This is a genomic window from Mesorhizobium sp. RCAM 05104 (assembly GCF_059683645.1).
Window position 1 is genome coordinate 3,605,252 of record NZ_CM185033.1, and the last position, 25,685, is coordinate 3,630,936.

General features: G+C 64.4%; 22 protein-coding genes and 1 pseudogene. 8 read left to right on the forward strand and 15 right to left on the reverse strand.

The window, feature by feature from the left end; genetic code table 11:
* Positions 1-3: 3 nt before the first annotated feature.
* From bglA to AC56QP_RS17680, 4 genes are all read right to left on the reverse strand, one after another.
* The gene (bglA, locus tag AC56QP_RS17665) at positions 4-1,668 is read right to left on the reverse strand and encodes a beta-galactosidase BglA (protein WP_489858776.1); all 1,665 of its coding nucleotides are present in this window, start codon (positions 1,666-1,668) and stop codon (positions 4-6) included.
* Between the two features lie 4 nt (positions 1,669-1,672).
* Positions 1,673-2,827 (reverse strand): carbohydrate ABC transporter permease, encoded by a 1,155-nt coding sequence (locus tag AC56QP_RS17670; RefSeq protein WP_489858775.1) that lies wholly within the window; start codon positions 2,825-2,827, stop codon positions 1,673-1,675.
* A gap of 1 nt (position 2,828) precedes the next feature.
* Positions 2,829-3,842: a carbohydrate ABC transporter permease gene (locus AC56QP_RS17675; protein WP_489858774.1), complete on the reverse strand. Its 1,014-nt coding sequence runs from the start codon at positions 3,840-3,842 to the stop codon at positions 2,829-2,831.
* A 258-nt stretch (positions 3,843-4,100) separates the two neighbouring features.
* Complete coding sequence (locus AC56QP_RS17680; RefSeq protein WP_489858773.1) at positions 4,101-5,456, reverse strand: ABC transporter substrate-binding protein; 1,356 nt, start codon at positions 5,454-5,456, stop codon at positions 4,101-4,103.
* A 364-nt stretch (positions 5,457-5,820) separates the two neighbouring features.
* Between AC56QP_RS17680 and AC56QP_RS17685 the strand changes: the two genes are divergently transcribed.
* Entirely contained in the window at positions 5,821-6,843 is a 1,023-nt protein-coding gene (locus tag AC56QP_RS17685; RefSeq protein WP_091586526.1) for a LacI family DNA-binding transcriptional regulator, read from the forward strand.
* Positions 6,844-7,023: 180 nt separating this feature from the next.
* Here AC56QP_RS17685 and AC56QP_RS17690 read toward each other — a convergent pair whose 3' ends face one another.
* On the reverse strand, positions 7,024-7,932 hold the full coding sequence (locus tag AC56QP_RS17690; RefSeq protein WP_489858772.1) for a LysR substrate-binding domain-containing protein: 909 nt from the start codon (positions 7,930-7,932) through the stop codon (positions 7,024-7,026).
* Between the two features lie 101 nt (positions 7,933-8,033).
* On the opposite strand from AC56QP_RS17690, the gene AC56QP_RS17695 reads away from it, so the two are divergent.
* Positions 8,034-8,528, forward strand: coding sequence for a DUF8737 domain-containing protein (locus tag AC56QP_RS17695; RefSeq protein ID WP_489858771.1), 495 nt, complete (start codon positions 8,034-8,036; stop codon positions 8,526-8,528).
* Between the two features lie 11 nt (positions 8,529-8,539).
* Here the strand turns inward: AC56QP_RS17695 and AC56QP_RS17700 are convergent, their stop codons facing one another.
* From AC56QP_RS17700 to AC56QP_RS17745, 10 genes and pseudogenes are all read right to left on the reverse strand, one after another.
* On the reverse strand, positions 8,540-9,988 hold the full coding sequence (locus AC56QP_RS17700; RefSeq protein ID WP_489858770.1) for a S8 family serine peptidase: 1,449 nt from the start codon (positions 9,986-9,988) through the stop codon (positions 8,540-8,542).
* Positions 9,978-10,646 carry an anti-sigma factor gene (locus AC56QP_RS17705; RefSeq protein WP_489858769.1) on the reverse strand — a complete coding sequence of 223 codons (669 nt, stop codon included), beginning with the start codon at positions 10,644-10,646 and terminating at the stop codon, positions 9,978-9,980. The genes AC56QP_RS17700 and AC56QP_RS17705 overlap by 11 nt, the downstream gene beginning before the upstream one ends.
* On the reverse strand, positions 10,643-11,209 hold the full coding sequence (locus AC56QP_RS17710) for a sigma-70 family RNA polymerase sigma factor (RefSeq protein ID WP_256749249.1): 567 nt from the start codon (positions 11,207-11,209) through the stop codon (positions 10,643-10,645). Before AC56QP_RS17710 ends, AC56QP_RS17705 begins: the two co-directional genes overlap by 4 nt.
* Before the next feature lie 179 nt (positions 11,210-11,388).
* Positions 11,389-11,980 (reverse strand): annotated as a pseudogene (locus tag AC56QP_RS17715) (integrase core domain-containing protein); the annotation flags it as partial.
* A 46-nt stretch (positions 11,981-12,026) separates the two neighbouring features.
* A complete protein-coding gene (locus tag AC56QP_RS17720; RefSeq protein ID WP_489858768.1) occupies positions 12,027-13,025 on the reverse strand; it encodes an ABC transporter ATP-binding protein in 999 nt (332 codons plus the stop codon).
* A 33-nt stretch (positions 13,026-13,058) separates the two neighbouring features.
* Entirely contained in the window at positions 13,059-14,120 is a 1,062-nt protein-coding gene (locus AC56QP_RS17725) for a Gfo/Idh/MocA family protein (protein WP_489858767.1), read from the reverse strand.
* A complete protein-coding gene (locus AC56QP_RS17730) occupies positions 14,117-14,956 on the reverse strand; it encodes a carbohydrate ABC transporter permease (protein WP_010912697.1) in 840 nt (279 codons plus the stop codon). Before AC56QP_RS17730 ends, AC56QP_RS17725 begins: the two co-directional genes overlap by 4 nt.
* A 12-nt stretch (positions 14,957-14,968) precedes the next feature.
* Positions 14,969-15,898 carry a carbohydrate ABC transporter permease gene (locus AC56QP_RS17735; RefSeq protein WP_489858766.1) on the reverse strand — a complete coding sequence of 310 codons (930 nt, stop codon included), beginning with the start codon at positions 15,896-15,898 and terminating at the stop codon, positions 14,969-14,971.
* A gap of 235 nt (positions 15,899-16,133) precedes the next feature.
* Positions 16,134-17,393, reverse strand: a complete 1,260-nt coding sequence (locus tag AC56QP_RS17740) for an ABC transporter substrate-binding protein (RefSeq protein WP_489858765.1) — start codon at positions 17,391-17,393, stop codon at positions 16,134-16,136.
* A gap of 2 nt (positions 17,394-17,395) precedes the next feature.
* Positions 17,396-18,355, reverse strand: a complete 960-nt coding sequence (locus AC56QP_RS17745) for an N-acetylmuramic acid 6-phosphate etherase (RefSeq protein WP_489858764.1) — start codon at positions 18,353-18,355, stop codon at positions 17,396-17,398.
* Positions 18,356-18,553: 198 nt separating this feature from the next.
* Here AC56QP_RS17745 and AC56QP_RS17750 point away from each other — a divergent pair, with 198 nt between their 5' ends.
* From AC56QP_RS17750 to AC56QP_RS17775, 6 genes are all read left to right on the forward strand, one after another.
* Positions 18,554-19,435, forward strand: coding sequence for a glucosamine kinase nucleotide-binding domain-containing protein (locus AC56QP_RS17750; RefSeq protein ID WP_497100415.1), 882 nt, complete (start codon positions 18,554-18,556; stop codon positions 19,433-19,435).
* Positions 19,432-20,214 (forward strand): GntR family transcriptional regulator, encoded by a 783-nt coding sequence (locus AC56QP_RS17755; protein WP_096452258.1) that lies wholly within the window; start codon positions 19,432-19,434, stop codon positions 20,212-20,214. The genes AC56QP_RS17750 and AC56QP_RS17755 overlap by 4 nt, the downstream gene beginning before the upstream one ends.
* Positions 20,211-21,254: an SIS domain-containing protein gene (locus AC56QP_RS17760; RefSeq protein WP_489858763.1), complete on the forward strand. Its 1,044-nt coding sequence runs from the start codon at positions 20,211-20,213 to the stop codon at positions 21,252-21,254. Before AC56QP_RS17755 ends, AC56QP_RS17760 begins: the two co-directional genes overlap by 4 nt.
* Positions 21,251-22,423 carry an N-acetylglucosamine-6-phosphate deacetylase gene (gene nagA, locus AC56QP_RS17765; protein WP_489858762.1) on the forward strand — a complete coding sequence of 391 codons (1,173 nt, stop codon included), beginning with the start codon at positions 21,251-21,253 and terminating at the stop codon, positions 22,421-22,423. Before AC56QP_RS17760 ends, nagA begins: the two co-directional genes overlap by 4 nt.
* A 10-nt stretch (positions 22,424-22,433) precedes the next feature.
* On the forward strand, positions 22,434-23,546 hold the full coding sequence (locus AC56QP_RS17770) for an NAD(P)/FAD-dependent oxidoreductase (RefSeq protein WP_489858761.1): 1,113 nt from the start codon (positions 22,434-22,436) through the stop codon (positions 23,544-23,546).
* 74 nt (positions 23,547-23,620) lie between these two features.
* Complete coding sequence (locus AC56QP_RS17775; protein WP_489858760.1) at positions 23,621-25,678, forward strand: ABC transporter ATP-binding protein/permease; 2,058 nt, start codon at positions 23,621-23,623, stop codon at positions 25,676-25,678.
* The last annotated feature ends 7 nt before the right edge of the window (positions 25,679-25,685 follow it).

Below are 25,685 nucleotides of genomic sequence, written 5' to 3' on the forward strand. Positions count from 1 at the left end.
AATTCAGTCGATGCGCCCGAACCAGGCGCCGTAGCCGCCGAGCTGTATAGAACCGGTGCTCGTCTGGCCCGAAAAACCGTGCCCGGGCAAAGGGTGCAGCGATCGGTCGTCAAGGTCAATCTCGGTCGGCTTGGCTCCCAGATTGAAGACGCAGACGATCTGTTCATTGCCTGCCCGGCGTGTGAAAGCGACCGTGTCGCCCTGGCTTTCGATGAAGGTGATGTCGCCCTTGGCCAGCGCCGGATGAGCGTGCCGGAAGGTGAGAAAGCGCCGGTAGTGCTCGAGCAAGGAGCGATCATCGCCCTGCTGGACATTGACCGCTTGCGAAAGATGCTTTCCGGGCACTGGCAGCCACGGCTTCGCCGTCGAGAAGCCGCCATTCTTGGCGGCGGCATCCCACACCATCGGCGTGCGACACCCGTCGCGGCCCTTGAATTCCGGCCAGAAGCGGATGCCATAGGGATCCTGCAGATCCTCGAACCGCAGGTCGGCTTCGCCAAGGCCGAGTTCCTCGCCCTGATAGATGCAGACCGAGCCTCGCAAGGACATCAGCAGCGCCGAGATGACCTTGAGATAGGCGGTCGGGTTGGCCTCATTGGCGGCCCAGCGCGAGGCAGGGCGCATCACGTCATGGTTGGAAAAGGCCCAGCACGACCAGCCGTCACTGGCGACCTTGCCGAAGGCTTCCAGCACCGAGCGGACCTTGGCCGCGCTGATCTTTTCGGGGGCCAGGAAGTCGAAGGAATAGCACATCTGCACGCGCTTGCCGCCGGCGGTATAGGCCGCCACCACTTCCAGCCCGCGCTGCGAATCGCCAACCTCGCCGACGGCGGCGGCTGCCGGGTATTCGTCGAGCAAGGCGCGGAACCGTTCGAGGAAACCAAGGTTCTCCGGTCGGCTCTTGTCGTAGAGATGGTCCTGGTAATTGTAGGGATTAACCGCCGGCGCCGTCTGGTCGTTGCGCTCCTCCGGCGGCAGCGGCGGGTTGTTTTCCAGGCCCAGGCTGTGGAAGTAGAAATTGATGGTGTCGAGCCGGAAGCCGTCGACGCCGCGCTCCAGCCAGAAGCGGGTGACGTCGAGCAGCGCGTCCTGGACTTGACGGTTGTGGAAGTTGAGGTCGGGCTGCTCGGCCAGGAAGTTGTGCAGATAATATTGCTGGCGGCTGGTGTCCCATTGCCACGCCGATCCGCCGAAGATCGACAGCCAGTTGTTGGGCGGCGTGCCGTCCGGCCTGGCGTCCGCCCAGACATACCAGTCGGCCTTCGGGTTGGTGCGGCTCGACCGGCTTTCCTTGAACCACGGATGATTGTCGGCGGTGTGCGACAGCACCTCGTCGATCATCACCTTCAAGCCCAGCCTGTGCGCCTCGGCGGTCAGCGCATCGAAATCGGCCAACGTGCCGAACATCGGATCGACGTCGCAATAGTCGGACACGTCGTAGCCGAAATCCTTCATCGGCGACTTGAAGAACGGCGATATCCAGATGGCGTCCGCGCCGAGTGCCGCGATGTAGGGGAGCCGGCCGATGATGCCCCTGAGGTCACCGATGCCATCGCCGTTCGAGTCCTGGTAACTGCGCGGATAGATCTGGTAGATCACCGCGCCTCGCCACCAGTCGCGATCGACGGCGAGGTCAGGTTTCGAACTGGCCTTCAAAGCGGATTGCATTGTCTCAGCCTCCTTTCACCGAGCCGGCAAGCAGCCCGCGGACGAAATAGCGCTGCAGCGAGAAGAACACGATCAGCGGCACGATGATGGTCACGAAGGCCGATGTCGTCAGGATCTCCCAATCGCCGCCGCGTGAACCAAGCAAGGCATTGAGCTTGGCCGTCAGCACGATCTGGTCTGCTTCCGTACCCAGGAAAACCATCGCCACCAGCAGATCGTTCCATACCCACAGGAACTGGAAGATGGCAAACGAGGCCAGCACCGGAAACGACAACGGCAGCACGATCTTGACGAAGATCTCGAAATCGCTGGCGCCGTCGATGCGCGCCGATTCCATGATTTCGCGCGGCAGGCCGGCAATGTAGCTGCGCAGCAGGTAGATCGCGAAGGGCAGGCCAAAGCCGGTATGCGCCAGCCAGATGCCGAGATAGGTTTTCGACGGCACGCCGAAGAACGAGCCGACGCCGTTGTAGAGCTTCAGAAGCGGGATCAGCGACATCTGCAGCGGCACCACCAGCAGGCCGATGATGACCGCGATCAGCAGCGCACGGCCGGGAAAGCGCATCCAGGCCAGCGCGTAAGCGGCAAAGGCGGCGATCAGGATCGGGATGACGGTCGCCGGGATGGTGACGGTCAGCGAATTCATGAACGAGCGGCCGATGCCCTCGGAAAACAGCACGGTCTTGTAGTTGTCGGTGGTGAATTTCGGCGGCGCCGACGAGGCATAGTAGACGCGCTGGCCGCGATCGCCTTCGAACGCCTTGGGCGAGGCCATGACGAAGCTGCCGTCGGCATTGAGCTGCAACGTCACGCCGTCGCCGAGATCGGCAACGCTGCCGGCGGTATATTGCGTGGGCGCCGCCGACTTGACGCCGAAAGCGCTGATGTTGCGGGCAGCGCCGTCACCGAAGATGTTGCCCTGGAGGATGAACTTGCCGTCCTTCTCGACCTGCGTCGAGGCGGCCGGCAGGCGGCCGGCTTCCGTCTGAGTGGAGCTGGAGAACGAGTTCCACCAGCCCGAGGCGATGATCTGGTCCTTGTCGCGCAGCGACGAGACCAGGATGCCGAGCGTCGGGACGGTCCAGATAGTGACGAAGACAAGCACGGCAATGTGGACGCCAAAGCGGCTGGCGAAGGAATTTCCGGTCGCGACGGCCATCTCAATGTCCTCCCGTCTCTTTGTTCGCCTGGCGGATGTTCCAGACCATGATCGGAATGACCGCGATCATGATGATGATGGCGATGGTGGCGCCGCGGCCGAAATCGCCGCCGCCGCGGAACATCCAGTCGAACATCAGGTTGGCCAGCACCTGGCTGTTCCACTGGCCATTGGTCATGGTCAGCACGATGTCGAACACCTTGAGCACCAGGATGGTGATCGTCGTCCAGACGACGGCGATGGTGCCCCAGATCTGTGGCACCATGATCTTCCAGAATATCTGGAACGGGTTGGCGCCGTCGATGACGGCGGCTTCCAGCGTCTCCTCCGGAATGCCGCGCAGGGCGGAAGACAGGATGACCATGGCAAAGCCGGTCTGGATCCAGATCAGGATGATCATCAGGAAGAAATTGTTCCAGAACGGCAGCGATATCCAGACCTGCGGCTGGCCGCCGAAATGCTGGATGACGGCGTTGAGGATGCCGATCTGCGTCTGGCCTTCGCCGCGATACTCGTAGATGAATTTCCAGATCACGCTGGCGCCGACGAAGGAGATCGCCAGCGGCAGGAAGATCAGGCTCTTGGCGATCGTGCCCCACCAGATCTTGTCGGTGAGCACGGCGATGATCAGCCCGAGGAAGGTGCAGGCGGCCGGAACCACCGCCAGCCAGATGATGTTGTTGAGGATCGAGTTGCGGAACTCGCGATCGCCGAACGCCCATTCATAGTTGGCGAAGCCGACGAAATTGGCGCCGCCACGATCGAGGAACGACAGCCGCAGCGTCTCGACCACCGGGTAGATCAGATAGATGGTCAGGATGATCATCGCCGGACCGACGAACAGCCATGGCCTGATAAGCCCCTGCCGGCGAAGATTGTCGATGGCGGCGGCACCGGCGACGCCGCGCGACGGGAATATCAGGTCGACCAGCTTGTTGGCGCCCCAGAAATAGGCGACGCAACCGCCGACCCCGACGATGATGACGAATATGGCCGAGAAAATCTGAGACGCCATGGGTTCCTCCCCCTGCGCATGATCCACCAAGGTTAATGCCCTTGGTGACGGGACCAGGCGCCGATTCAGTTGTTTGGAGCGCGATCGGCCGCAAACGTTTCTCACGTGCGGATTGCGCTTCATGTCGATGCGCTCATGACGAAAGGCCGCGGCACGGGCCGCCGTCGGATCCGGGCCGGCTGGGCCCGGATCCAGTGCGAGAATGAAAGGCTCGGACGTTCGGTGGCCGAGCCGGCAGGCCACCTACTTGCCGGCCGCCTACTTGATCGCGTCCCAGCTCTTCTGGATGTCGGTGGCGACATCCTGCGCCGACTTGCCGCCGACCAGGTCGATCATGCCGGTCCAGAAGGCGCCGGCGCCGATCTTGCCCGGCATCAGGTCGGAACCGTCGAAGCGGAAGGTCGAGGCATTGGCAAGGATCTCGCCCTGCTTCCGCAGCGCGTCGCTGGCATAGGCAGCCTTGTTGACCGCCTTGAACGGTGTCACGAAACCGCCCTCGGCCATCCAGATCTCGTGCGAGAGCGGCATCTTCAGGAATTCGATGAAGGCGCGCGCGGCCTTGGAGTCCTTGGTGATCATCGCCAGCGTGCCGGCGCCGAGCACGGGCGTGCCCAGGTCAGGCTTGGAGGCATAGGGCGGGAAGTAGAAGAAGTCCGCGTCCTGGCCAACCTTGGTGCCTTCGGGGAAGAAGGTCGGGATGAACGATGCCTGATGATGCAGGTAGCATTTCGGCGGCACCGAGAAGAGGCCCTTCGGGCTGTCGCGGAAATCGGTCGCCGCAACCGCCTTGGCGCCACCATCGACCATGGTGTCGTCGGTCGCGATCTTGCCGAAGATGTCGATGGCGTTGACCACCGCCGGATCGTTGAACGGGATCTCGTTCTTCACCCACTTGTCGTAGACGTCGGGCGTCTGGGTCCGCAGCATCAGGTCTTCGACCCAGTCGGTCGCCGGCCAGCCGGTGGCGCCGCCGGAGCCAAGCCCGATGCACCACGGCTTGCCGCCATCGGCGATGATCTTCTTTTCGAGATCAGCGAGTTCTTCCTGCGTCTTGGGAACCGTGTAGCCGGCTTCCTTGAAATTGTCCGGCGAGTACCAGACCAGCGACTTCACGTCGGCCTTGTAGGGGAAAGCGAAGAAGCCTGGCTTGCCGTCCTTGTCCTTGAAGGTGCCGAGATCGACCCAGGACTGGCCGGCGCCGTAATTGTCCTTGACCCATTTGGCGGTATCGTCGCCGAGCGGCGTCAGCAGGCCCTTCGACGCCAGGTCCTGGATCAGGCCGGGCTGCGGCAGCACGGCGATGTTGGGCGGGCTGCCGGCCTGCGTGTCGATGACGATCTGCTGCTCGTAATTCTCCGAGGAGGAGTATTTGATCTCGACGCCGGTGGCTTCCGAGAAATAGTCGAGAACGCCGCGCACCAGACCTTCGTCCTCGCCGCGCCATGGCCCGAAGATGGTCAGCGTCTCGCCCTTGAGGTCGACTTTCTTGAGCTCTTCAAAATTCGCCCAGTCGAAGCGGGGATCCTCGCCCGGCTTGAACTTCAGTTCGGCCTGCGCGGGCACGTTCAGGGCGAGCGTGACAAACGCGGCGCCCAGCAAAAGCATTTTCTTCATCGGTATTCCTCCCAGTGGGTCACACACACACCGGACGGAACCTCCATTCCGTCCGCCGACGCCGCAGGACTGTGACTCACTCGGAAAGGAACCGCAACCTTTCGAAGAGTCTTCCAAAGCGCTTTGGCTTTTTTGATCTCGCCATTGAATCGCTCGGAAGTCAAGAGGGTGATGTGCTAATCGATTTAATTTAAGGCCATTCGAGGTCGAAAAGTGCGGTGCAGCATGCTTTTATGGCGGTGCAGCAGCAATTTTTGTTTCAAATCTGGTCAAACCACCCGTATGGTTGCTCATGGCGTCGCCGCGCTACCGTGGCGTCTTGGCCAATTCAATTTAAAAGCGCTTTGAGGCGCGGAGACCTGCTGTGAACCTCAAGCAGCTCGCCCATATGCTGGCGCTTTCGCAGACCACGGTAAGCCGCGCGCTGAACGGCTATCCCGAGGTCAACGAGGAAACGCGCCGGCGGGTGATGGACGCCGCCAAGCGCCACGGCTACCGCCCCAATCCGAGCGCGCGCCGGCTGGCGACCGGCAAGACCGGCATGATCGGCTATGTCCTGCCGACCGGTGCATCCGTCGACATCGATCCGCATTTCGTCGAATTCCTGTCAGGGCTCGGCGATTATGCCCGTTCGCACGAACTCGACCTGGTGCTGTCGCCGGCCGACGCCGACGACCAGGAAACGACCTACCGGCGCATCGTCGCCAACCGGCAGGTCGACGCCGTCTACATCTCCTCGCCAAGGCCCGCCGACCGGCGCGTGGCGCTGGTCAACACGTTGGGCATTCCCTTCATCGTGCATGGCCGTAGCGAAGGTTTGGATTTCGACTATCCTTTCACCGACATCGACAATGAGGGCGCCTTCCACGAGGCAGCCCGGCTTCTCATCCAGCTCGGGCATCGCCGGCTGGCGCTGATCAATGGCGACGACCGCGAGACCTTCGCCATCCATCGCGAGCGCGGCGTGCGCCGCGCCCTGGCGGCGAGTGGCCTGGAGCTGGGCGAACGCCATGTCTGTTCGGTGGCCATGACCGAGGAGAACGGCTATCGCGCCACCCGGCGTCTGCTGGAAGAGGGCGACGCGCCGACGGCGATCGCCTGCTCCAGCCTGATCATGGCGCTCGGCGTCGTGCGCGCCGTGCGCGATCTGGGCCTGACCATCCCCGGCGACGTGTCGCTAATCGCCCATGACGACGTCTTTCCCTGGCTGAGGCCTGAGAATTTCTCCGTGCCGCTGTCGACGACGCGCTCATCCATCCGCCTCGCTGGCGCGCGTATCGCCGAACGGCTGGCGGCACGGATTTCCGGCCTGGAAGAGGGCGCCCGCGGCGAGGTCTGGCCGGTCGACCTGGTGGTCAGGGGATCGGTCGCCGGCGCGCCGGCCTGAGGGATTAAAACTCAATCACTCTGAACGACAGAGGTCGATCCTCAGCGGTTGCTGGCAGCCCGCAGCGGCGACTCTCTTGGCTCGTAGCCGGCGTGCCACGTTTGGCCAGCGGATTGCCATGCGTCCTGGTTGCCGGAAGTCGTATTCCGCAAGGAAGGGTTCCGGCATCCATTCATTGCCTCAGGTCGCGGATCTGAGGTGATCGATGAAGGCGCGCAGCTTCGGCAGGACCTGGCGCTTGCCAGGATGATAGAGGAAGACGCCCGGCGTCGTGGCGGCGACGCCGTCCAGCACCGGCTTGAGCTTTCCTTCGGCGATCGCTCCTTCGGCGACGGGCCGAGGCGTCTGCGCCAGCCCGACGCCCTGCATCGCGGCCCCGAGCAACGTCGGATAGTCGTGCGCGATCAGCGGGCCCGAGACCATCGCTTCGATCGCCCCATTGCCGTCGACGAAGGACCACGGCGCGACGGCGCCGTTCGAGCGGCGCAAGCGCAGGCAGGCGTGGTGGCGCAAATCCTCGACACGCTCGGGGCAGCCGTGGCGCTCGAGATAGTCCGGACTGCCGACGACGACGAACGTGAATGGCGGCGTGAGCCGCACCGCGATCATGTCCGGCGCGATGAACTGGCCGAGCCGGATGCCGGCATCGAACCCGCCCGCCGCGAGATCGACCATCTCGTCGCTCGCGGCGATCTCCAGTTCGATCTCGGGATAGGCCCGGCAGAACGACGCGATCATCGGCTCAAGGATCAACGGCACGACGGCGCGGGGCACGGACAGGCGCAGCAGCCCGGTCGGCCGTTGGCCGACGTCGCGTGCGGCCTCGCCGGCCGCGACGATCTCCTCGAAGGCAGGGCCGGCACGATCGAGGAACCGCTGGCCAGCCTCGGTCAAGCCGACGCTCCGCGTCGTGCGGGCGAACAACGCCGCGCCCATGCGAGCTTCCAGCGCGCGTACCGCCTGGCTTACGGCGGACGGCGTCACGCCGAGATCGGCGGCGGCACGGCGGAAGTTGCGGCGCCTGGCGACAGCCAGGAACACCTCGACACCCTCCAGTGCACCATGCCGGACTGTGTAGTTCTGCTTCATGGGTTGTTGTGATTACAGCGGATAGTCGAACTATGGAAGCGGGCCTAGCTTGTCGATTGAAACTTGCAGACAGAGCAAGCCAACTGCCGAGAGGAGGCCAAATGCCGACGGAAGTGTTGTTCCAAATCCATCTCGTTCTGGGCTATGTCGCGTGGCTGCTTTGCTTCGGCGCATACGGTCTGCCGTGGCTGAGGTCGATGGACCGGGTCGCGGCGCAACGTGCTATCGCCACTCTGCACAGCTTCCGCTTCTTCGGGCTCGTCTTCCTCCTTTCGGGTGTCGTAAGCCCCAATCTGCCCGCCGGCTTCGCCGTGTTCGCCGCCTATGGCGACTTAGCAACGGGGGTGCTGGCCATGCTGGCGCTGCTCGCGGTGAGGATACCTCAGCTGTTCTGGCCGTTCGTCGTCGCCTTCAATCTCGTAGGGATGGTCGACCTCATCGTCGACTACTACCACGCCATCCAGATCGGCCTTCCTGCACGCGCGGATGAACTGGGCGCCACCTACGCGATTCCGGTCATCTACGTACCGCTGCTGATGATCACGCACGTCGCCGCATTCTATTTTCTGCTCCGTCCCCGGCAGAACGCGAGCTGAGCCGCCGCAGGCTACTCCTTGTCCGCCCCTGCCGCCTTGAGGTCCAGCAGCCCATAGCCGAAATCATTGTCGCGCCCCTTGGGGCCGAGATCTTTCGCCGTTGCCGCGAGTGCCTTTTCGATGTCGTCGGCCGAGCGGTCGGGTGCGGCATGGAGCAGGTTGGCGATGGCGCCGCTCACGATCGCCGCCGCGAACGAGGTGCCGGTGACCACGTCCGAACCGGCGCCGCTCGGCGCCACCATCTCGACCCCGGGCGCCGAGATGAAGACATAGGCGCCGCGATTGGCCTGCGGCATCAGCCCATCCCTGGCATCGGTGGCGGTCACCGCGATAACGCCGTCGAAGGCAGCCGGATAGCCATAGGGCGCCTTCGGCCCGTTGTTGCCGGCCGCCGCCACCAGCACCATGCCGAGCGCTCGCGCATTGCGGCAGGCGGCGCCGAGCAATTCGTTCTTCGGGCCGACGAAGCTCATGTTGATGATGCGGACGTCCTGGTCGGCCGCCCAGTCGAGCGCCGACAGGATGACGTCCATGGTCGACTTGCCGCCCTCGAAGGCGCGGGCGTGGTAGATCCTGGCGCCTGGGGCCATGCCTTCCAGCGCGCCCACCCCGGCGATCAGGCCGTCGACCGAAGTGCCGTGATCGCGCTTTTCGATCGGCACGTCGGGCATGGCGTCGAACTGTCCGGCGATGACGCCGGACAACGCCGGATTGGTGTCGTCGATGCCGGTATCGATCACCGCGATGCGGACGTTCTCGCCGCTGGCCTGCTTGGCATCGAGCGCGATGCGGTCGAAGGCATAGTTGACGATGCTGGCGGCCTGCTGCAGCGAATAGACATGGTTGGGCTCACGCCGCTGGGTGCGGCCGTCGGCGGCCAGCTGCGCCAGCACGACGCCGACCGGGCGGCCATCGGGAATGCCGAAGCGTACCAGCGTGGTGCCAAGCAGCCTGGACTGGCGCTGCGAGCGCACCTGCAGGCCAAAGGAAGCGGCGATCTGCTGCACTGCGCCCGCATCGCCGTCGACGGTCACCAGCACTTCGTCGGGCACGAAATCGCCGACCACCGCGCGCGGCGGCTGAACGGCGATGAGATCGGTCGGCGAGACGATCGGGCCGCCCGCCGGTGGCCCGGCCAGCGTGTCGGCAGGCGGTGTCGCCGGGTCTGGCCGTGGCGTCGGCACCGGTGCCGGAGGGGCGACCGGATTGGGAAACAGGTCGACGATCAGGGCGGGAAGAAAGACGGCGCCGGCTTGGGCAGGACCCGCACCGCCGGCATTGTCGCTGGCGCCGCTGCCGTCCTTGGCGCAGTCGGTGCCGGCAGCATTGGTGCCGTCGCGGCAGTCGATTTTCGTCTGGTCGCCATTGGCGGCATTGCTCTGCGCCGACGCAGGCACGGCGGCGATTGTCATCGCCGCCGCAAGGATTGCCGCAAATCGAATGACCGCCTCAGCCGCCATCAACTGGTTTCCTTCCCTCGATCACAGTGTCGGTGAAAGGCTGGGCGGCAACAAGGCCGAGTTGCTTGGTGTAGTCGGCTGCGGTGGCAGCCGGGATGCCAAGCCGGAACACGCCGTCGGCGGTCGGTCCACCGATGATCTTCAGCCCGTTGCCGCCGAGGAAGCCGGCAATGTCCGACATCTTCGCGTCCGGCTTGAACTTGACCAGGGCGAACGGCATTTTTGCCAGATCGTCTTGTGCACCGGCAATCTCGAAATTGCCGCTCTTGCCGCCCGGATTGACGAGCGACTGCACCATGATCAGCGCCAGCAGCACCGCGGCCGCTGCCCACGCGACGCCGGCCGGCACCGCCATGAAGCGACCCCAGGCCTGCGCCAGCCAGGACGAGCTTGCCGGGGTCCGAACCGGCCCGGCCTCGGCGTCGAGCGCCCTGGCGAAGCGGCTGAGCGCATCGGCCGGCGGCCGGATCGCCTCGTTGGCCGCCGTGGTGCCGGAGAATTCCGCTTCCGCCTCGCCAAGGGCGGCAAGCGCGGCCGGATCGCTGGCCAGCCATTCCTCGACGGCTTCCAGGTCCGAACCTTCCAGCGAGCCGTTCAGGTAGAACGGCAGCAGCGTTTCCATTTCGTCGCGGCGCGACATCTTTTTAGCGGCGCTCATGGCCACCCCCTGTCGTAACCGGCGGCCTTGAGGGCCTCGCCGAGTTTCTTGCGGGCGTAGAACATCCGGGTCTTAACGGTCGCGACCGGGATGCCGAGCACCTCACCGATCTCGGTCACCGACTGCCCGTGATAATAGGCAAGATCGATCACCGTGCGGTGCTCTTCGGGCAAGGCGTCGACGAAGCGGCGCAAGGCGGCGGCCTTGTCCTCCTTCATGGTGACGACTTCTGGCGTGTCGGCGCCGTCGGGCACCGCGGCGGCGGCCTCGTCGTCGATCCAGTCTTCCTTCTTCTTGCGCAGCAGGGACAGCGCCTTGAACCGGGCGATGCCGAGCAGCCATGTCGAGACTTCGGAGCGTCCTTCGAAACCTGGCGCCTGGCGCCATAGCTCGAGGAACACTTCGTTCGCGATATCGTCAGCCATCATTTCCGATCCCGTCTGGCGCGCCACGAAGCGGTAGACCCGCGCGTGGTGACGCATGAACAGGAGCCGCACGGCGGCACGGTCGCCCTTCGCGACCCGGTCGACAAGCGCGCGATCGGTCTCCGTCGCTGCCGTCATGGCCGGTCGAGCCGCCTGGCTCCTGTCTGCTCTGTCGCTGATCGGCCCAAAAAGGTTCATCCTCCGCCAAGGAATTCCGGGGAGGCTAACCGAAGTAAGGAAGTGTTGCCAGTGTGTCTGTCCAGCCGATAGATGGGTAGCACTTTGAACCGGATAGATGGGTAACAGTTCTCCCCCTTTGCGTCCGCCGCAGCGGCGAGCAGTTTGGTTGGCGCGGTGCTGCGGCGGACAAGCTTCATACGCCTTGTATCGATGATGCCGAGCGGATGGGCATGGAAGGAGAGGGCCCATTGGCCGTCCGCGGTTTCCGTGCAGCGACCGCTTCGCCAGCCAGCGTCTGTGAGACATAGACGAAGTCGCCATTCCACCTGATCTCGCCTTTGTGGCGCGCGCGGCGGACCGCGGCCTCGGCCGGATAATCCGGCTCGGGCGTCGCTCTTGGCATGGCGCGCTGTGACGAACGGTACTGCTGCGCTGGAGTGTCCATGGCCAGCGCTTCATGCGGACGCTCTTCATTGTAGCTGCGCCGGAAGACCTCGAAGGCCTGCCCCTGGGCCATCCTGTCGGCCTCCGGTGCTTCGGCCAGCGGCAGCATGGTCAGATGGAAGCGCTCATGGCGTCCGTTCTGCTGCGGCTTGCCAGGCGCGATCGGCTCCAGAGTGATGCCGTGCTTGATGAAGCGCACCGAAAGCGGCGTCAGCCGGTGACGCCGGCCGATGCGAAGGGCGGGCCATTGTCGCTTCTGAAGCGATCCGGCAGGCCATGCTCCTCCGGTTCGCACAAGGGTGAGGGGCAGCGCCGACTCTCCGCTGCGAGACTACTTCAATACCTTTCCATCCGCGCCAAACCGATACGTCTTCGCCGGATCCGGCGTCGCATAGAGCGTGGCGCCCGGCTCGGCGTCGTAGACACCGAAGATGCGCACGGTGATCAGCCCGGCCTTTTCGCAGTCGAGATAGAGGTTGGTGTCGGCGCCGAGATGCTCGGCGTGCACCACCGTGCCCTTCCAGCTGCCCGACTTTGGATCAACCGTCAGATGTTCCGGTCGCACGCCGATGGTCTTGGCCGTCTCGCCGAGACGGGCACCATCGATGAAATTCATCTTCGGCGAGCCGATGAAGCCGGCGACGAACTCATTTGCCGGCGAATTGTAGAGCTCCATCGGGCCACCGATCTGCTCGATCCTGCCTGCGTTCAACACCACGATCTTGTCGGCCAGCGTCATCGCCTCGACCTGGTCGTGGGTGACGTAGATCATCGTCGCCTTCAGCCGGCGGTGCAGCTGCGCGATCTCGAGCCGCGTGTTGACGCGCAGCGCGGCGTCGAGGTTCGATAGCGGCTCGTCGAACAGGAACAGCTTGGGCTCGCGCACCACGGCGCGGCCGATGGCGACGCGCTGGCGCTGGCCGCCGGACAGTTCGGCCGGACGCCTTTCGAGATAGGGTTCCAGCGACAGCATCGCCGAGGCGATGCCGATGCGCCGCTCGATCTCGGCCGTGGGCGTGCCCGCCTGCTTGAGGCCAAGGCCCATATTGTTCTTCACCGTCAGATGCGGATAGAGCGCATAGGTCTGGAACACCATGGCGATGCCGCGCTTGGCCGGCGGCGTGGCCGAGACATCCTCGCCGTCGATGACCACCCTGCCCGAGGTCGAATCCTCCAGCCCGGCGATGACCCTGAGCAAGGTCGACTTGCCGCAGCCCGAAGGGCCGACGAAGACGACGAATTCGCCATCCGTCACTTCGAGGTTGATGCCCTTCAGCACCTCGACCGGCCCGAAGGCCTTCTTCACATTCTCGATTTTCAGCGAGCCCACGGCTTCGTTCCTGTCGTTAGAGTTTGACTCGTCCTAGAGCTTGACTGGGGCGCCGCTGCGCACGCTCTCATCGGCGGCAAGGCAGACGGCGAGCGATCTGACCGCATCGTCCATGTGTCTGGTGAGATCGAGATCCTCGCGGATCGCCTTCAGCACGAAGGCCTGTTCGAGATCGCAAAGGTCCTGATGGCCGGGCTCGCCCTGCATCGACAGCATCTCGTCCTGCTTCACGAATTTGCCATCCGTGCCGGTTGCGGCACTGTGCAGGCGGATGGTCGAGGTCTTGGTGTGGGTGTCGATGTCGTCGGACTTCACACCTTCCTTCATGACGATCGACACGCAGCCATTCGGTGAAATGACGTCCTTCACGAAGAAAGCCGTCTCCGAAATCATCGGTCCCCAACCGGCTTCGTACCAGCCGACCGAACCGTCGTCGAACAGCACCTGCAGATGGCCGTAATTGTACATCGTGGGCGCAACCTCGTCGGTCAGCCGCACCCCCATGCCGCGCACCTCGACCGGTTTGGCGTCGGTGATCTGCAGCATGACGTCGAGATAGTGCACGCCGCAGTCGACGATCGGCGAGGTCGTCTGCATCAACTGCTTGTGCGTCTCCCAGGTATGGCCCGAGGATTGCTGGTTGAGGTTCATGCGGAAGACGTAAGGGCCGCCGAGCTTGCGCGCCTCGGCGATCAGCCTGATCCAGGATGGATGATGGCGCAGGATGTAGCCGATCACCAGCTTCCTGCCATTGGCCTTGGCGGCCGCGACGACGCGTTTTGCATCCGCCACCGTGGTTGCCAACGGCTTCTCGACGAAGACATGACAGCCAGCCTCGAACGCCCTGACCGCGTAGTCGGCATGGCTGTCGGAATAGGTGGCGATACAGGCGACGTCAGGCTTTTCGTCGCGCAGCGCCTCGTCGAAGGAGCGCCTGATGCCATGGCTGGACAGCCCGTCAGGCAGCGGCACGTCGGAACGGTTGATCAGCGCCGCGATCTCGAAGCCCGGATTGGTGTGATAGGCCAGCGCATGGCTGCGGCCCATATTGCCGAGACCGGCGACGACGACGCGAAGGGGACTTTGCGAACTCACTTGACGGCTCCGGAGGTAATGCCGCGGATCAGCTGCCGCGAGAAGATGACGTAGAGGATCAGCACCGGCATGATCGCCAGCGACAGTGCTGCCAGGATGGCGTTCCAGTTAGTGACGAACTGGCCGAGGAACAGCTGTGCGCCGAGCGTCACCGTCTTGGTTTCTTCCGACGGCGCCAGGATCAGCGGGAACCACAGATCGTTCCAGATCGGGATCATGGTGAAGACGGCGACCGTCGCCATCGATGGCCGCACCAGCGGCAGCACCAGGCGGAAGAAGATGGTGTATTCCGACAGCCCGTCGATGCGGCCGGCATTCTTCAGGTCGTCGGACACCTGCTTCATGAATTCCGACAGGATGAAGACGGCGAGCGGCAGGCCTTGCGCGGTGTAGACCAGGATCAGCGCCGTCAGCGTGTTGACCAGCCCGCTTGCCACCATTAGTTGCAGGATGGCGACGGTGCCCAGCCGGATCGGGATCATGATGCCGAGCGCCAGATAGAGGCCCATCAGCGAATTGCCGCGAAAGCGATACTCCGACAGCGCAAACGCGGCCATGGCGCCGAACAAAAGCACGAAGAACAACGAGGCGACGGTGACGACAAGGCTGTTCTGGAAATAGTGGATGAAGTCGCCCTGGCCGATCACGGTGGTGTAGCCGATCAGGTCGAAGGTTTTCGGCGTCGGTGGCGTCAGCGGCGCGCCGAAGATGCCCGCGCGCGACTTGAATGAATTCATGATCACCAGGATCACCGGGAACAGCGCGATCGCCGTGTAGGTCAACAGGATCGCGTGGGCGCCGATGGTGCGGGGCAAGGAACGGGTTGCGGTGCTCATCTCTTGCCCCCCTCAGAACTGGTAGCGACGCAGGCGCGTCTGCACGAGGAAGAGATAGCCGCAGACGCCGCCAAGGATGATCAGGAACATCATCGTGGCGATCGCAGCACCCATGTTGGGGTCGCCGACCTGCAGCTGGAAGCCGAAGAAGGCGCGGTAGAGGAAGGTGCCGAGAATATCGGTCGAATAGTTCGGCCCGGCGAGCGCCCCTTGCGCTGTGTAGATCAGGTCGAAGGCGTTGAAATTGCCGACGAAGGTGAGGATCGAGATGATGCCGATCGACGGCAGGATCAGCGGCAGCTTGATCTTCCAGAACTGCGACAGGCCAGTGATGCCGTCGCACTCGGCCGCCTCGATCACCTCTTCGGGGATCGACAGCAGGGCGGCGTAGATCAGCATCATCGGGATGCCGACGAACTGCCACACCGAGATCAGGCTGAGCGCCGTCAGCGCATACTGCTCCTTGCCCAGCCATGGCGTGAACAGGCTTTTCAGGCCGACCAGGTCCATCATATGCGGGGCCACACCCCATAGCGGCGACAGGATCAGCTTCCAGGCAAAGCCGACGATGACGAAGGACAGTATGGTCGGCACGAAGATCGCCGTGCGGTAGAAGGCGGCGAATCTCAGCCTCGGGCTGGACAGCAAGGCCGCCAGCATGACGCCGATCGGGTTCTGCACCAGCATGTGGATGATGAAGAACCAGGTGTTGTTCCTGAGTGCATTCCAGAAACCCACCGACCAGTTGGGGTCGCCGAACAGGGTGCGGAAATTTTCCAATCCGACGAAGATCTGGTGCTGCTCGATGTTGCGGAACAGCGACAGCTGCAGCGTGCCGGCGAGCGGCAGGATCATGATCGCCGTGTAGACGAGCAGCGCCGGCGCCAGGAAGACGCCGATGTGCCAGCGGGTCGGTCGTTTCGGTCGTGTTTCTGCGGCCATGAGTTCGGTCCCCGCCGTCTCTCGGTTCCAAATGGTGTCGATGCTAGATGATGCCTCGATGCACTGCCCGGATTTCCTTCCCGTGCGGGAAGGACAAAGGCCTGTGACAGGTCAGCTTCGCCTTTCCCTGCGCAGAGGGTAAGGCCGAGAGGCCACGCCGACAATCACAGCCTGAAAACCAGGATAGTCCGAAACCGGCCAGGCCTGCGCCCGGCCGGCTTCGTTGCCTGAGCTCTTACTTGGCCGGCTTGTACCAGCTGTCGAGACCGGTCTGCAGCTTCTTGGCGGCAGCTTCCGGCGTGTCGGTGCCGTTGATGACGTTGGCCGATTCAACCCATGTCTCGTTCTCGAGGTTCGGCGTGCCGCGCGACAGGATCTGGTAGGTCGAGCGGATCGTCGACTTGCACTTGCCGCGCCAGGAGACGAATTCCTGCGCCAGCGGGTCTTCCATCTTCACCGGCGAGGAGTTCAGGCTGAAGAAACCCGGCAGCGCATTGGCGTAGATGGTGGCGAAGTCCGGCGAGGCGACCCAGGACAGGAAGGTCTTGGCGGCGTCGGCGTTCTTCGAAGCCGCATTCAGGCCCATGCCGATATCGGTATGGTCGGAGATGTAGCAGGTGTCGCCGGCCTTCTCGACCGGCGGCGGGAAGGCGCCCATCTTGAACTGGGCCTGGGTGTTGAACAGGCCGATTTCCCAAGAGCCGGCCGGGTAGATGGCGGCGCGGCCGAGGGTGAACAGGTTCTGGCTGTCCGGGTAGGTCTGGGCTTCGAAACCGTCGCCGAGGTAGGGCTTCCACTTGGCCAGTTCCTCATACGGTGCGACCCAGTCCTTGTCGGTCAGCTTCTGATCGCCCTTGATCAGTGCTGCGCGGCCGTCCTCGCCCTTCCAGTAATTGGGACCGATGTTCTGGTAGCCCATGGTCGCGGCTTCCCAGAGATCCTTGGTGCCCATGGCCATCGGGATGTAGGTGCCATCGGCCTTGATCTTGTCGAGCGCGGCGAAGAATTCGTCGCGGGTCTGCGGCACCTTGATGCCGAGCTTGTCGAAGGCGTCCTTGTTGTAGATGAAGCCGTGGATGACGGAGGCCATCGGCACGCAGAAGCTCGCCTTGCCGTCGTCGGTCTGCCAGGCGGCCTTGGCCACGGGCGAGAAATTCTCCATGCCGGGCAGCGCCGAGAGGTCGGCGAGGTTGCCCTTCTTGTAGAGTTCAAGCGACTTGTCGAACGGGCGGCAGGTGATCAGGTCGCCCGCCGAACCGGCGGCGAGCTTGGCGCCGAGCGCGGCGTCATATTCGGTCGGCGCCGACGGGGCGAACACCACCTTGATGCCCGGGTTCTTGGCTTCGAAAGCCGGGATCAGCTTGTCCTTCCAGATGGCAAGGTCGTCGCCGCGCCAGCTTTCGATGTTGAGCGTTACGTCTGCGGCAGAAGCCATCCCGGCCGTGCCGAGAATGCTGGTGCCCAGAAGCAGTGCCGTCAGTAGTTTCGTTGTCATGCTCAGTCTCCCTGTTGACCTTTTTCAGGTTCGGTTTTGATGAGAACGGAGGCAGTGCGCCCCTTGCTCCCCTCGATCGCGGAAAGGGCCGGCCGCAGCTTCTGGCCGGCCTCTTCCAGTATCTTCTCGGCCGCATCGGCGCTGTCGGCGCCGGCGGCGAGCAGAATGGCGGTCTTGACCGCGCCGCCGCTCTTTTCGAGCAGCCGGGCGGCTTCGTCCCTGCCCCGCCCGCTGATGGCGGCGACAATGCGCGCCGCGCGATCGCGCAGCTTGATGTTGTCGGCCATGAGATTGACCATGTAGCCGTCATGCACGTGACCGAGATGGACGGCGGTCAATGTCGACAGCATGTTGAGCGCGATTTTCTGAGCGGTGCCCGCGCCCATGCGGGTCGAGCCGGCGATCAGCTCCGGCGGCGTTTCCAGCAGGATGGCGGTTTCGGCCTGCCGGAGCAGCAGCGAATCGCGGTTGTTGGCGATACCGATGGTGGCAGCACCCCGCCGCCGCGCATCCTCGACAGCCCGCACCGCATAGGGCGTCGTGCCGCTGGCGGAGACAGCGATCAGACAATCGCCCGCGCCAATGCCAGCATTGGCGACGGCTGTCGCGGCCTCCTCGGTATCGTCTTCGGGCCCGCCGGCCAGTGTCGTGAAAGCCGCGTCGCCGCCAGCGATCAGGATGGCGATGCGGTCGCGGTGAATGCCGAACGTGCCAGGCAGTTCAAGCGCATCGGCCAATGCCATCAGGCCGGAACTGCCGGCTGCCGCGTAGGCAAGCTTGCCGCCGCTCTTCAGTCTGCCGGCGATGATCTCGGCTGCCCTGGCGATGGATGGAATGGCTTGGCGTACGACCTTTGCGGCTTCGATCTGCGCATCGGCCAATGAAGCAAGGATGGCGTCGGGGGCCTGGATATCCAGACCCTCGGCATTCTGGTGAAGCGCTTCGGTGCGCGTTTCGGCCATCCCGGTTCCTCCAATACCAGAACAATACCAAAAAAATACCACTTGTCCACACGCATTAACGAATTCCCGAGTCGGAAATCGCCGAGCCAACGAAATGCCTAGGTTTTTCAATAAAATACGCCTTAATCTTTTTGAAACGGAAATTAACCCTTGGCTATTGGTATTTTATTGGTATTATCCGCCCGGAGGAGAAATCACGTGAATTTCGTGCTCGGTATCGATGGCGGCGGCACCAGCTGCAGGGCTGCCTTGGCGACGGTGGAAGGCGCGGTCATCGGCCGCGCCAAGAGCGGCGCCGCCAACATCCGCACAGACCTCACCGGTGCCCGGTCGAACATCGTCGAGGCCGCGCGGCAGGCTTTCATCGCTGCCGGGCAGGATCCGGACCAGATCCCGCAAACGCCGGCCATTCTCGGCCTCGCCGGCGCCAATGTCGGCACCTACCGGCAGCAACTCGAAGCAATCCTGCCGTTCAGCATCAGCCGCGTCGAGACCGACGCCGAAATCGCACTCGAGGGGGCTGTCGGCTCCGGTGACGGCGCCATGGCGATCCTCGGCACGGGTACCGCCTACATGGCGCGCAAGAACGGCAAATCGCGCGCCATCGGCGGCTGGGGTTTCCAGGTCGGCGACCAGGGCAGCGGTGCCCGCATCGGCCGGGACCTGCTCGAACAGACGCTGCTCGCCTATGACGGCGTCCGCGAGGGTTCGCCGCTGACGCAGAGCATGCTCGCCGTTTTCCGCAACAACCCGGAGGACGTGGTCGAATTCACCACCAACGCCAAGCCAGGCGATTTCGGCGGCTTCGCGCCCAAAGTGTTCGAGCACGCCGAGAAGGGCGACAGCGTCGCCAACTGGATCCTCGACAGGGCGATCACCGACGTCGAGGCCTCGCTCGGCGCGCTCGACCTTGCGGACGACGCGCCGCTGTGCCTGCTCGGCGGGCTGGCGCCGCTCTACGCGCCGCGCCTGTCGGCGCGCTACCGGGCATTGCTGAAGCCGCCGCTCGACGACGCACTGGGCGGCGCCGTGCAGATGGCGGTACGCCTTTTCGCCAGACCGGCGGAGGCAGCGCGATGAGCGATGCCGCCGACCAGATCTTCGCCACGCTGAAACAGTCGTCGCAAAGCGGCGCGCCGCTTTATCTGCAGCTTCGCAAGAGCATCGAGGATGCCGTCAATCGCGGCCTGATCGGGCCGGGCGATGCGCTGCCTTCCGAGCGCGATATCGCCACCAAGGCCGACATTTCGCGGGTCACCGTGCGCAAGGCGGTGCAGGACCTGGTCAAGGGCGGCATCCTGGTCCAGCGCCACGGCTCCGGCACGTTCGTGGCGCCGCGCATGGAGCGCGTCGAGCAGTCGCTGTCGCGGCTGACATCCTTCACCGAGGACATGGCGCGGCGCGGCATGGCGGTGCGATCGGCCTGGCTTGACCGCGGCCTTTACGCGCCCTCGCCCGACGAGATGATGGTGCTCGGCCTGTCGTCGAGCGAGCTTGTGGCGCGCGTGGCGCGCCTGCGCATTGCCAACGACACGCCGCTGGCGATCGAACGCGCCTCGCTGTCGGCCAGCGTATTGCCCGACCCGGCGGGAATAGGCTCCTCGCTCTATGCGGCGCTGGAATTGACCGGCAACCGTCCGGTGCGGGCGGTGCAGCGCATTTCCGCCGCCAATCTCGGCGACAGCGACGCGCGCCTGCTCGAAGTGCCGCCCGGCATCGCAGGCCTGCACATCGAACGCATTTCCTATCTGGCGAGCGGCAAGGTGATCGAATTCACCCGCTCCATCTACAGGGGCGACGCCTATGATTTCGTCGCCGAACTGCGGCTGACAGGGCCGAGCGAAGAGGGCCGACCATGAGCGTAGAGCCGACAGAGATGACCCATATGCGGCGCGAGATCGAAGAGATCCCGCAAGCCGTCGCCCGCCTGCTCGACGGCTCCGGCGCCGTGTTGACCGAGGCCGGACGTGGCATCCGCGAACGCGACCCGCAGTTTGTCGTCACCGTGGCGCGTGGCTCGTCCGACCATGCCGCCACATTCATGAAATATGCCGTCGAGCTGACCGCGGGCCTGGCCGTCGCCTCGGTCGGTCCGTCGATCGCCTCGATCTATGGCGCCAAGCTCAGGCTGGCAGGCTCTGCCTGCCTTGCGATCTCGCAGTCGGGCAAGAGCCCCGACATCGTTGCCATGGCCGAAGCCGCACGGGCCGGCGGCGCGCTGACCATCGCCATCACCAACACCGCCGATTCGCCGCTGGCGCGCGCCTCGGACTATGCGATCGATATCCTGGCGGGCCCCGAGCGCAGCGTCGCGGCAACCAAGACCTTCGTCAATTCCGCCGTCGCCGGTCTCGCCTTGATGGCGCATTCCACTGGCGACGAGGCGCTTCTCAAGGCGCTCGCCAGCTTGCCCGAGCATTTCAGCAAGGCGATCGGCTGCGACTGGATGACGGTGCTGGCCGAAACGATCGACAAGCAGAAGTCGCTGTTCATCCTCGGCCGTGGACCGTCGGCGGCGATGGCCAACGAAGCGGCGCTGAAGTTCAAGGAGACCTGCGGCATGCATGCCGAGGCCTACAGTGCCGCCGAAGTCATGCATGGCCCGCTGGCGCTGATCGGTCCCGATTTCCCGGTGCTGGCGCTGGCCGCGCGCGACGCGTCCGAGCCGTCGGTCGCCGAAGCCGCCGACAGCCTGGCTGCCAAGGGGGCGCCGGTCTTCATCACCTCGATGCTTGCCAATCGCGCCGTGCGCCTGCCGCATGTCGCCACCGGTCACCCGCTGACCGATCCGCTGACGCTGATCGTGTCCTTCTATGTGTTCGTCGAGGCCTTTGCCCGCCATCGCGGCCTTGATCCGGACACGCCGCGCAATCTTCGCAAGGTGACGGAGACCGTATGAGCGACCGTTTTGCCCTGACCGGCGCCCGGATATTCGATGGCGACGACTGGCATGAAGGCGCAGCACTTGTCGTGCGCGACGGCCTCGTCGAGGCTATTCTGCCCACGGGCGCCATCCCCTCCGACATTCGCGTCGTCGACACCGGCGGCGGCACGCTGGCGCCCGGCTTCGTTGACCTGCAGGTCAATGGCGGCGGCGGCGTCATGCTCAACGACCACCCCGATGTCGCGTCGATCGAAACCATCTGCAAGGCGCATGCGCCCTTCGGCACGACGGCGCTGCTGACGACGCTGATCACCGACACGCCCGCGATCACCGCCGCCGCCGTCGCCGCCGGCGAAGCGGCGGCGCTGCGGAAGGTGCCGGGCTTCCTCGGCCTGCATCTCGAAGGACCGCATCTGTCGATCGCCCGCAAGGGCGCGCATGATCCGGCGCTGATCCGGCCAATGACGGACAAGGACGAGGCGATGCTGATCGCGGCGCGGCACAAATTGCCGGTGCTGCTCACCACGATAGCGCCCGAATCCGTCGAACCGGCACGCGTCGCAGCGCTCGCCAAGGCGGGCGTCATCGTCAGCCTTGGCCATTCCGATACCGGCTACGCCACGGCCAGCACCTTTGCCGCCGCCGGCGCTTCGATGGTCACCCATCTGTTCAACGCGATGAGCCAGATCGGCAATCGCGAGCCCGGACTGGCGGGCGCGGCCATCGACATCGGCACGTTGTCCGCCGGGTTGATCGCCGACGGCATCCATGTCGATCCCGTCACCATCAAGATCGCGCTGCGCGCCAAGCAAGGGCCGGCGAGGATCGTGCTGGTCACCGATGCCATGGCGACGATCGGCACCGACATGACCTCATTCACGCTGAACGGCCGCACCATCTACCGCAAGGATGGCAGCCTGCGGCTCGCTGACGGCACGCTGGCGGGGGCGGATCTCGACATGATCTCGGCTGTTCGATACGTCCACCGCGTTATCGGGCTGGACCTGTCGGAGGCGTTGCGCATGGCCTCGCTCTATCCGGCGCAAGCGATCGGCCAGTCGCACCGGCTCGGACGCTTCGCCAACGGCACGGCGGCGGATATTGTCGCGCTGTCGGACGATCTCGATATCGGACAAGTCTGGATCGGCGGCAAGACGGTGTTCGAGGCCAGCGCTTCACACTGAAGGCGAGTTCATGCAGGCAATCGACTGTGTTGTCGCCGGAGCCGGCGTCGTCGGGCTCGCCATCGCCAGGGCGCTCGCTTTGGCGGGCCGCGAGGTGGTGGTGATCGAGAAGGCCGATGCGATCGGCACCGTCACCAGTTCGCGCAATTCCGAAGTCATCCATGCCGGGCTCCATTATGCGCCGGGAAGCCTGAAAGCCCGGCTCTGCGTCGAAGGCCGCCAGCGGCTTTACGCTTATTGCGCCGAGCACGACGTCGCCCATAAGCGCACCGGCAAGCTGATCGTCGCCAGCGAGCCCGGCCAAATGGATGGGTTGCGGGCAATCCAGGCCAATGCGCGACGCTGTGGGGTCGACGATCTCGAGCTTTTAACGCGCGGCGAGGCCGAAAGCCTGGAACCGGCACTGACATGCGCCGCCGCCTTGCTGTCGCCCACGACCGGCATTGTCGACAGCCACGCGCTGATGCTGTCGCTGCGCGGCGACGCCGAGGCCGCCGGTGCGTCCTTCGCCTTCCTAACCGTCGTTGCGGGGGCGACGATCGAAGCCGACGGGATCCGGATCGACACGCGCGCTACCAGTGGCAAGACCTTCGCCTTGAAGGCCCATGCCTTCATCAATGCCACGGGCCTCGATGCGCAGACCGTAGCCGGCCGCATCGACGGTTTCCCAAGGGATCTGATCCCCCGGCAGTGGCTGGCGCGCGGAAACTACTTCGCGCTTCCAGGCCGGTCGCCTTTTTCGCGGCTGATCTATCCGGTTCCGGTCGAAGGTGGCCTTGGTGTCCATCTGACGCTCGACCTGGGCGGCAGTGCCCGCTTCGGGCCCGACGTCGAATGGATCGATCGTATCGATTACACGGTCGATCCGGGCCGAAGCGCCGTCTTCTACGAGGCGATCCGGCGCTATTGGCCCGAGCTTGGCGACGGAGCCCTGCAGCCGGCCTATGCCGGAATCAGGCCGAAACTATCCGGCCCGGGCCAACCGGCGGCCGATTTCATGATCCAGGGTCCGGCCGACCATGGCGCCGGGCGAATCGTCAACCTGTTCGGCATCGAGAGTCCCGGCCTGACGGCAAGCCTGTCGATCGCCGACCATGCCGTCGGGTTGCTGTACCCGAAGTGACAGGCTCTCTTGATAGTTGTCATCGCAAGCGGACGTCATGAAACCTTTTGATTTCGAGGCCGTTGTCGGGGCGAATGTCCGACGCGAAACCCAGATCGAAACCGGCCGACGGCATCAAGCCGCGTGGCACCCCCGAGCCGCGTAGGGCAAAGGCGCGACCAGCAAAGTCGGGTGATGCGAAGTCGAACGACGAGGCTCCGCGCGAAAAGAAGCCACACGAGAAGCAGGCATCGACCGTCGAAGCGGCAGCTTCCGAGGCTGTCGGCGAGACTCCGCCGCCTCCGGAAGCCGTCGAACCCGATCCACAGTTGACGGCCGAGGAGGCAGAACAGGCGCGCAAGAAATATCTGCTGAAGCGTTTCTGGATCAGCGGGCGCGGTTATTGGGGACGGCACGGTGACAAGCTCGCCTGGCCGTTGACCATCGGGCTCTTGATCCTGATCAGCATCAATGTCGTCTTCCAGTATGGGATCAATGTCTGGAACCGCGCCATCTTCGACGCGATCGAGAAGCGCGACGCCCACACCGTCTACTTCCTGAGCGCGGTGTTCGTGCCCCTCGTGCTTGGCAGCATCAGCCTTGTCGTCGTGCAGGTCTACCTGCGCATGACCATGCAGCGCCGCTGGCGCTCCTGGCTGACGACCTCGGTCATAGCGCGCTGGCTCGCCAACGGCCGCTACTATCAGCTGAACCTCGTGAAAGGCGACCACCAGAACCCCGAGGCCCGCCTCTCGGAAGATCTGCGGGTCGCCACCGAGTCGCCTGTCGATTTCGTCGCCGGCGTGATTGTCGCCACCCTCTCGGCGTCAACCTTCATCGTGGTGCTTTGGACGATCGGCGGGGCCTTGAGCTTCACGTTGGGAGGCTCGACCTTCACCGTGCCCGGCTTCCTCGTCATCACGGCGGTGGTCTATGCCGCGATTACCTCCACCTCGATGTTCGTCATCGGCCGCGATTTTGTTCAGCTCTCGGAGAAGAAGAACCAGGCGGAAGCTGAATTCCGTTACGTGCTGACGCGCGTGCGTGAAAACGGCGAGAGCATCGCCCTGCTTGGCGGCGAGGAGGAGGAAAGCAGCGGCATCCACAAGACGTTCGCCGGTGCGCTCGAGCAATGGGCGCGGTTGACCGGCCAGCACATGCGCACGGCGGTGGTGTCGCAGGGCTCGAGCCTGTTTGCGCCCGTCGTACCGGTTCTGCTGTGTGCGCCGAAGTTTCTCGAAGGCTCAATGACACTCGGACAGGTGATGCAGGCTGCCTCCGCCTTCGCCATCGTGCAGGGGGCGTTCGGCTGGCTGGTCGACAACTACCCGCGTCTCGCCGACTGGAACGCCTCCGCGCGCCGCATCGCCTCGCTGATGATGTCGCTCGACGGGTTGGAGCGTGCGGAACAGAGCAATGATCTGGGGCGCATCAAACACGGCGAGACCAAGGGCGATGCAATGCTCTCCCTCGACGAGCTCTCGGTGACGCTCGACGACGGCACCTCCGTGGTCAAGGAAACCGAGGTGGTGATCGAACCGGGCGAGCGCGTGCTGGTGTCCGGCGAATCCGGCTCGGGCAAGTCAACGCTGGTGCGGGCGATCGCCGGCCTGTGGCCCTGGGGGAGCGGCAGCGTCAACTTCCACCCCGACAGGCGATTGTTCATGTTGCCGCAGCGGCCCTACATTCCCTCGGGGACGCTGCGCCGCGTGGTCGCCTACCCCGCGGCGGCGGATAATTGGACAGCCAAACAGATCAAGGCTGCCCTCGACAGTGTGGGCCTCAATTATCTCACCGACAGGATCAAGGAAGAAGCGCCGTGGGACCAGACGCTGTCGGGCGGCGAAAAGCAGCGCCTCGCCTTCGCGCGCCTGCTGCTGCATCGCCCCGATATCGTCGTGCTGGATGAAGCGACCTCGGCGCTCGACGAGAAAAGCCAGGACAACATGATGGCGACGGTGATCCGAGAATTGCCTGATATCACCATCGTCAGCGTTGCACACCGCGCCGAGCTGGAAGCCTTCCACAGCCGCAAGATCACCCTGGAACGGCGCGAAGGCGGCGCCAAACTTGTCAGCGATATCGACCTCGTCCCGCGCAAGCGCAAACGCGGCCTGCTGAAGCGCGCCTTGTGGGGTTCAGGCACTCGGTAAGCTGGAA

Excerpts from the sequence above, each read along its gene's own strand:
- bglA (WP_489858776.1), bottom strand. The coding sequence starts at position 1,668 with ATGCAATCCGCTTTGAAGGCCAGTTCGAAACCTGACCTCGCCGTCGAT.
- AC56QP_RS17770 (WP_489858761.1), top strand. The coding sequence starts at position 22,434 with ATGCAGGCAATCGACTGTGTTGTCGCCGGAGCCGGCGTCGTCGGGCTC.
- AC56QP_RS17700 (WP_489858770.1), bottom strand. The coding sequence starts at position 9,988 with ATGGCGGCTGAGGCGGTCATTCGATTTGCGGCAATCCTTGCGGCGGCG.
- AC56QP_RS17695 (WP_489858771.1), top strand. The coding sequence starts at position 8,034 with ATGCCGACGGAAGTGTTGTTCCAAATCCATCTCGTTCTGGGCTATGTC.
- AC56QP_RS17775 (WP_489858760.1), top strand. The coding sequence starts at position 23,621 with ATGTCCGACGCGAAACCCAGATCGAAACCGGCCGACGGCATCAAGCCG.
- AC56QP_RS17745 (WP_489858764.1), bottom strand. The coding sequence starts at position 18,355 with ATGGCCGAAACGCGCACCGAAGCGCTTCACCAGAATGCCGAGGGTCTG.
- AC56QP_RS17710 (WP_256749249.1), bottom strand. The coding sequence starts at position 11,209 with ATGACGGCAGCGACGGAGACCGATCGCGCGCTTGTCGACCGGGTCGCG.
- AC56QP_RS17670 (WP_489858775.1), bottom strand. The coding sequence starts at position 2,827 with ATGGCCGTCGCGACCGGAAATTCCTTCGCCAGCCGCTTTGGCGTCCAC.
- AC56QP_RS17755 (WP_096452258.1), top strand. The coding sequence starts at position 19,432 with ATGAGCGATGCCGCCGACCAGATCTTCGCCACGCTGAAACAGTCGTCG.
- AC56QP_RS17760 (WP_489858763.1), top strand. The coding sequence starts at position 20,211 with ATGAGCGTAGAGCCGACAGAGATGACCCATATGCGGCGCGAGATCGAA.
- AC56QP_RS17730 (WP_010912697.1), bottom strand. The coding sequence starts at position 14,956 with ATGAGCACCGCAACCCGTTCCTTGCCCCGCACCATCGGCGCCCACGCG.
- AC56QP_RS17740 (WP_489858765.1), bottom strand. The coding sequence starts at position 17,393 with ATGACAACGAAACTACTGACGGCACTGCTTCTGGGCACCAGCATTCTC.
- AC56QP_RS17675 (WP_489858774.1), bottom strand. The coding sequence starts at position 3,842 with ATGGCGTCTCAGATTTTCTCGGCCATATTCGTCATCATCGTCGGGGTC.
- AC56QP_RS17690 (WP_489858772.1), bottom strand. The coding sequence starts at position 7,932 with ATGAAGCAGAACTACACAGTCCGGCATGGTGCACTGGAGGGTGTCGAG.
- nagA (WP_489858762.1), top strand. The coding sequence starts at position 21,251 with ATGAGCGACCGTTTTGCCCTGACCGGCGCCCGGATATTCGATGGCGAC.
- AC56QP_RS17680 (WP_489858773.1), bottom strand. The coding sequence starts at position 5,456 with ATGAAGAAAATGCTTTTGCTGGGCGCCGCGTTTGTCACGCTCGCCCTG.
- AC56QP_RS17735 (WP_489858766.1), bottom strand. The coding sequence starts at position 15,898 with ATGGCCGCAGAAACACGACCGAAACGACCGACCCGCTGGCACATCGGC.
- AC56QP_RS17705 (WP_489858769.1), bottom strand. The coding sequence starts at position 10,646 with ATGAGCGCCGCTAAAAAGATGTCGCGCCGCGACGAAATGGAAACGCTG.